We start from the raw sequence: 6,047 nt of genomic DNA on the forward strand, positions 1-6,047 counted from the left end.
GGGAAAGAGAGGTGCTCATGGGGTTCTCGATTGGTTGGAAGGAGGCAAGTATAGCCCTAGACGGAATTTGATCAGATGGCGGCATTGCCGAAAGGCTCATCGCCTGAACCACCGCTATCGCAGCCTCGCTAAAGCTCGACAGCTCCCACAGGGGATCGGCGGTGTATGTGGAATACCGCTTTGCAGGGCCATCGCGACAAGCACAACTCCCGACAGCAACACCGCCCAAATGTGGGAGCTGTCGAGCCCCAGCGAGGCTGCGATGGCGGCGGCACAGGCAACCTCTTCAGCGCCTGAACCACCGCTTTCGCAGCCTCGCTGAAGCTCGACAGCTCCCACAGGGAATGGAGGACTGACTAACCCAGGCTGATCGACTTCCACGCGGCTTCAGCCAGCAGTTCGCGGTACTCAAAGGGGCTTTTTTTGACCTTCGCCGACAGCCACGCACGCGAGTAGCTTTCGGCCGCGCCAATTATCAGCGAAGGGATAAGTTCTGCGGGCAAATGACTGAAGTGCTCCTTGCGCCCTTCCCCGCCCATCCACTCCTTCAACTGCTGGTTGCGCTGCTTGTTGCGGGCAATCAACTCGTCCTTGAACGGCCCGCTGGACACGGCGAAACGGCTCTGGAAAACAAACCGCGCCCAGTCCGGCTGGGCGGTGACCCACTCAACGTAGCTGTACACCAGGCCGACCACACCGGCATGGGCCGTATCCGCCGCTTGCAGGTAGTGGTCACGCAGGGCGGCCTGGTCTTCCAGCGCAGCGAAGAACAGCGCGGCGACCAGCCCTTCCTTGTTGCCGAAGTGGTGATAGATAGCCCCCACACTGGTGTCGCAGCGCGCACGAATGGTCTCGATGTTGGTCGCCTCGATGCCTGCCTCGTTAAAACAGGCCAGCGCCTCACGCAGGATGGTGCGTTTGAGGTCGCTGCGCCTGCCGGGGAAGGTGCGCTCAATGAGATCGATGGAGTGCATGGGAGAACGCCAAATCGAAACAGTTTATAGGCTGAGCGCCCAGCAGAGAAAGCTCAGGTTGACAGCCATGGAATTTACAGAATATTGTTCTGGCACAGAATATTATTCTATAACTACCCCTTGAGGATATTCCGATGAGCCAAGCCCTGAGCATGTTCAATAGCGTAGGCCCCGCCGCATTCAGCAACCTGGCCTGCCAGATGGCCCCCTACTTCAGCACCATCACGCCCGAGATCGCGGAGCTCAAACCCAACCATGCGGTGGTCACCGTGCCGTTTCGCAAGGAAATCACCAACCACCTAGCCTCGGTGCATGCCATCGCACTGTGCAACGCCGCCGAACTGGCCGGCGGCATGATGACCGACGCGTCGATCCCCGCAGGCGCACGCTGGATTCCCAAAGGCATGACTGTGGAATACCTGGCCAAGGCGAAAACCGATATCCGCGCTGTTGCCGATGGCAGCGCTATCGATTGGCAAACCGCCGGAGACAAGATCGTGCCGGTGGAGATCTTTGATGCGGGTGGCGTCAAGGTCTTCACCGCCCACATCACCATGAATGTGAAACTCGCTTAGGCATTCGGCCGGCCCAGGCAGTATCAGCTACGCGGCATCTGCAATGCGTGACTGGACGCATGGATGCGGTCGACGCTGCACTGCGAAGCGGTGCGGATTGCCGTGGTGGTATCGCCGGCGATATGCGGCATCAATTGCGCATCGGCAATACCGCCAACGGCGAGCTGCATCGGTCCTTTCCAGGGCGAAGGTATCAAGGGCGAACGCCTTATCGGCATATCAAATAAGAAGACGGGAAAAGATCATCAGCCGTCAAAAAAACACCTATTCACCCAAGAGACATGGATCAAGGCTTTTAACTTTCTGATTAACCAGCGCTAAATAAAATCCTTCGAAAACGTCTTACTCAATGGGAAGTCTCGGCACGCATAGCGTACGAGAGAAACCTAAAAAATCTTCATAACCCCTGAACGTCAGCCAATTGAGTAGGCGAAGCGCTCGCGAGTCCTATCCATCGACTTATTCAGGAACATACGCCCCGGTGAAACGGCGCGCCCTAGTTCAGAAGGATCTCTATGCAAAGCCTGCCGTTCTCTGCGTTACGCCTGCTCGGTGTGCTGGCAGTCATGGTCTGCGTGCTGTTGACGACGCCAGCCCGTGCCGATTACACCGACCTTTCCCTGACCCACGAAAAAAACATCCAGTCCTACGTCGTGAACCCCGACGGTAGCTTTGTGCTGGATGTCGAACGGGTTATGCGGATCAATGAAGAGCGCGCGATCACCTCCAACGCCCAGCGCTCTGTGACCTACAATCGCACCCTGGAAACTCTGGATATTGTCGAGGCCTACACGCTCAAATCCGATGGCCGCAAAGTCGTGGTAACACCAGACCGGATCAAGGAGCAGCAGGAACTGGAGTCTGCCCAGGCGCCGATGTTTCAGGACTCGCGGGTCAAAGTGGTGATCTTCCCGGAGCTGCAAGTGGGCGATCGCATGGTTCTGCGGTACCAGCGCCATCGCAATACACCGTTGTTTGCGGGGCAGTTCGAAGACCTTTTCTCGCCGGACTTTTACCAGAATGAGCAGGTGCGCCTGAGCTACGACATGCCCACCGAAATGAAGCTGTACGCCGACTCACGGGGTTTCAAAGCGTCCGCACCAGCCAACGCCAACGGGCGAACGGTGTACCGCTGGGACTTGGAGCAAACCAAGAAAAATCGCGTGGAAGATGGCTCCGTTGCCTACACCGACTACGGGCAACTGCTGGCCGTATCGACGTTCACCGACTACAAACAGTTTGCCCAGGCCTACGCCGCACGCGCACAGGTAGAAGTGACCCCGGCCATGACCCAACTGGCCAAGGAACTCACCACCAACCTCGACAACCCACGCAGCAAGGCCCTGGTGCTGAGTGATTGGGTACGCAAGAACATCCGCTATGTGGCCGTGTACGTCGGAGCGGGGGGCGTGGTGCCGCATTCAGCGCAGGCGGTGCTGGATAACCGCTACGGCGACTGCAAGGACCATGTGGCCCTGCTTGAAGCACTGCTCAAAGCCGTCGCCATTGAAAGCTCTCCCGCCCTGATCAACGCCGACAACGCCTACGTACTGCCCAAGGTGCCAACCCTGGGCGTGCTCAATCATGTGATCACTTATGTACCCAGCCTCGATCTGTACCTGGACTCCACCGCGACGCCCATCGCCGCTGGCTACCTGCCTCTGCCCGAACTCGGCAAACCGGTATTGCTGACACAGACCGGTGAACGTAAGCAGACACCGTCCCGCCAGCCTGGCAAAGTGGACACAACCATGGTGTTCAAGGTCAACACCAAAGGCGCTGCAGACTTTACCAACGACTCCACCATCGACGGTTGGGGCGCGGAGCTTAACCGCTTCATGCTCAAGGCCATGCAGCCAGCCGACCGTAATCAGTTGGTGCAACAGGTCCTGAGCATGTTTGGGCAATCCGGTAGCGGAGTGATCGAAACTGACGCTTTGGACAGTACTGCCAATACCTTCAAGTTCACCCTCAAAGGCCACACCAGCAATCTGGTCAACCTGCCTGGCCCGACCGGGGTGCCTACCCTCTCCAGCCTGGCCGGCGGTATTGGCCAGAGCGTGTTTTCCTTGATGGCCGAAAAGGAACGCACTCAGAACTTCTCCTGCCTTTCGAGTGAGATCTCAGAAGTTGCGCGCCTGGAGTTCCCCGCCAAGGTGAAGATCCTCGCGGTGCCCAAGGCAGTGTCGGTGAAACAGGCGGGCTTCGACTATCGCTCGACCTATGTGAAGAAGGCCAATACGGTGCTGATCACGCGCCAATATGTGTTTAGCAAGCCAGAGATTCTCTGCAGCCCGGAGGATTTTGCGGCCATGCAGCCGGCGATTGAAGACATGGTCAACGATTTGAAAAGCCAGGTGATTGTGCAGACGCTGTAACGCCCTGGCCCTTCTTGCGTGTCAGTGGTGACACACTGGCGCGCGGGAATCGTGGATGGCGATACTGAGCCGTATGCATGAAACCGTTACCTCTGCCGCCATAACATCAATGTTTTAACCGTCATGTTAGCTCTCATGAGCGCGCGGGCCCTTCTACAAATTTTTACGCTACTCATTTGAGTTTTGAAAGCTCATCATTAGCCGGAAGTCAGACCCCGCTAAAGCCTCAAGAATTACATATCTACATAAATCTTTAGAACCATATAAGACTCCCAGTAATAACATCGCGTACCCGCGGGCCTTACTCTTGTATTGCAGTATGCAGGATAACTCTTTAAGGCCCTACACATGTAGGGGTGCCCCGGTACGCTGCGGAGCGTTACTCTATTACTCCATACAGCAGCAAAGCACTCCTGATCGCTGTGGCTTGGGGTAAAAAACTGGTTTTAGGATGATGATCTGACAATAAAATTGAAAATACTTTTGGTTAGGTCCACCCACTAGCTATCATTGCAGGCGGGGCGATTGCAAACGGAACCGCTACATAGTTCAGTGGTGAGAGACAAGGACAGGTTGTCGAGGCACCCGCCATTGCAAGTGCGCTTTTCACACGAATATTTCGAGCTTTTGAGGCATCGAATTCATATGAATAAAATGATGCACCCCAACGCTTTGAAGGTACGCATCAAATTATTGAAGATAAACACCCACATTTCAGACGCTCTATTTATTGAAGCTGCGGCAGCTTTTACACTTAGGAAGTACATTCCATGGTATTTGATACATTTGTAGCCTTGAATTCTCTTTGGGGCTTTTTGTGCATATCAATAATATTTCCCGCGTTAGCGGAGCGTAAGTATCCGTTAATTTTTGCAACCGGCATACTAATACTGATAACACATAGTATATTTTTGCACTTTAACCAAAAAATGCTGTTTAGCGAGGCGCTTCTCAGAAGCACGGCGGTGGCGCTTGCCAATATTTTAGTGCCTTACCTGTTAGTGCATTTTTTTCACCATAAGCGCTCAATGAAGGACTTGTTCCGTCGAAAAAACGTACCAGATAGCGAAAAGTGCCGCTCGTAAACTCTCCCCCCCTCAAATGATAATTTCAACGATAGCATGTACCGATGTTTACCGATAGATGACGACTTTGAAAACTCCCAAAGAAGCTTCTACAAAAATTTACGCATTGACGGCCAGCTTAGTATGGATAACAGCAAGACTATGGCAGCCAACTTTCATTATGATGCCAGCCTCAGGATGTACCGTTCACTCCGCAAGATGTCGAAGCAATGTAGCCGTCGGCTGAACGTGCGGCGAAAAACTTAAACCACCAATAGCACGCACTTCGCAAGTTCCTAATCTCGCGTGCATACGCAAGCCATAACGTCAAAATCTCGAAAAAAACATAAAATAATCTACGATTTCTCCCAACAATGCAACCCTTGCCATGTAGGGGTTGTCGCACTGAAAGCACATATATATCTTAGGTATAAGCTGACTCGTAGGGTCAGCGAGGATGGGGTAGTGGACAACCGAGTTTCTTTGTTCATCCGAGTCGACATGGTCGAGCACAACCTGCTCACTGTCCTCTGTACTGCTGGAAATAAAACGTACAGGTTTTGTATTATTACAGCAACCTCCTCCTGATAACTCATCTACAAACTGTGGCCCGTTTTTGATAAGGAGTTTTACCTTGAGAAGATTGACAGATAAAGAAATATTAGAAGTTTCAGGTGCCGACGATGGTACCACTTTTGTCTCCAACGCCGGATCCTCTCTTGGTGGTATGGCAGGCGCTTTCATCGGAGGTAGAATTGCAGGGCCGAAAGGCGCGGCGACCGGAGGAGCAGTGGGAAGCGGAGCCGGAGCTCTGATCGCCGAAAAAGTTTATGCTACGGTGAGAAATATCGGTCGGTCAATGGCAGAGCATGGTAAGAGATTAGGTGGAATGTCAGGGATGGATGGAACTTCTTTCAGGCCCCAGACTCCCACCGCTAGCTAAATAGCCAAACCCTCGCCAGGCGAACACGCAACCCAAAAGGCAAGTTACGCCTGGCAGATACAAATCTAATAAATAAATCGTACACTGAGATTAAAAAATGAAGAACTTTGAAT

4 protein-coding genes are annotated in these 6,047 nt (G+C 53.6%); 2 read left to right on the forward strand and 2 right to left on the reverse strand.

Going from position 1 to position 6,047, the window contains the following annotated elements; genetic code table 11:
- Positions 1-356: 356 nt before the first annotated feature.
- The gene (locus GIW04_RS26800) at positions 357-974 is read right to left on the reverse strand and encodes a TetR/AcrR family transcriptional regulator (protein ID WP_014719222.1); all 618 of its coding nucleotides are present in this window, start codon (positions 972-974) and stop codon (positions 357-359) included.
- A gap of 134 nt (positions 975-1,108) precedes the next feature.
- Here GIW04_RS26800 and GIW04_RS26805 point away from each other — a divergent pair, with 134 nt between their 5' ends.
- Complete coding sequence (locus GIW04_RS26805; protein WP_003192702.1) at positions 1,109-1,549, forward strand: hotdog fold domain-containing protein; 441 nt, start codon at positions 1,109-1,111, stop codon at positions 1,547-1,549.
- A gap of 23 nt (positions 1,550-1,572) precedes the next feature.
- Here the strand turns inward: GIW04_RS26805 and GIW04_RS26810 are convergent, their stop codons facing one another.
- Positions 1,573-1,719, reverse strand: a complete 147-nt coding sequence (locus GIW04_RS26810) for a hypothetical protein (RefSeq protein WP_183043803.1) — start codon at positions 1,717-1,719, stop codon at positions 1,573-1,575.
- A 345-nt stretch (positions 1,720-2,064) separates the two neighbouring features.
- Between GIW04_RS26810 and GIW04_RS26815 the strand changes: the two genes are divergently transcribed.
- A complete protein-coding gene (locus GIW04_RS26815) occupies positions 2,065-3,927 on the forward strand; it encodes a DUF3857 domain-containing transglutaminase family protein (RefSeq protein ID WP_120248959.1) in 1,863 nt (620 codons plus the stop codon).
- Positions 3,928-6,047: the final 2,120 nt, after the last annotated feature.

The organism is Pseudomonas sp. PA-4-8C, from assembly GCF_021606625.1.
Lineage (GTDB): Bacteria > Pseudomonadota > Gammaproteobacteria > Pseudomonadales > Pseudomonadaceae > Aquipseudomonas > Aquipseudomonas lactis.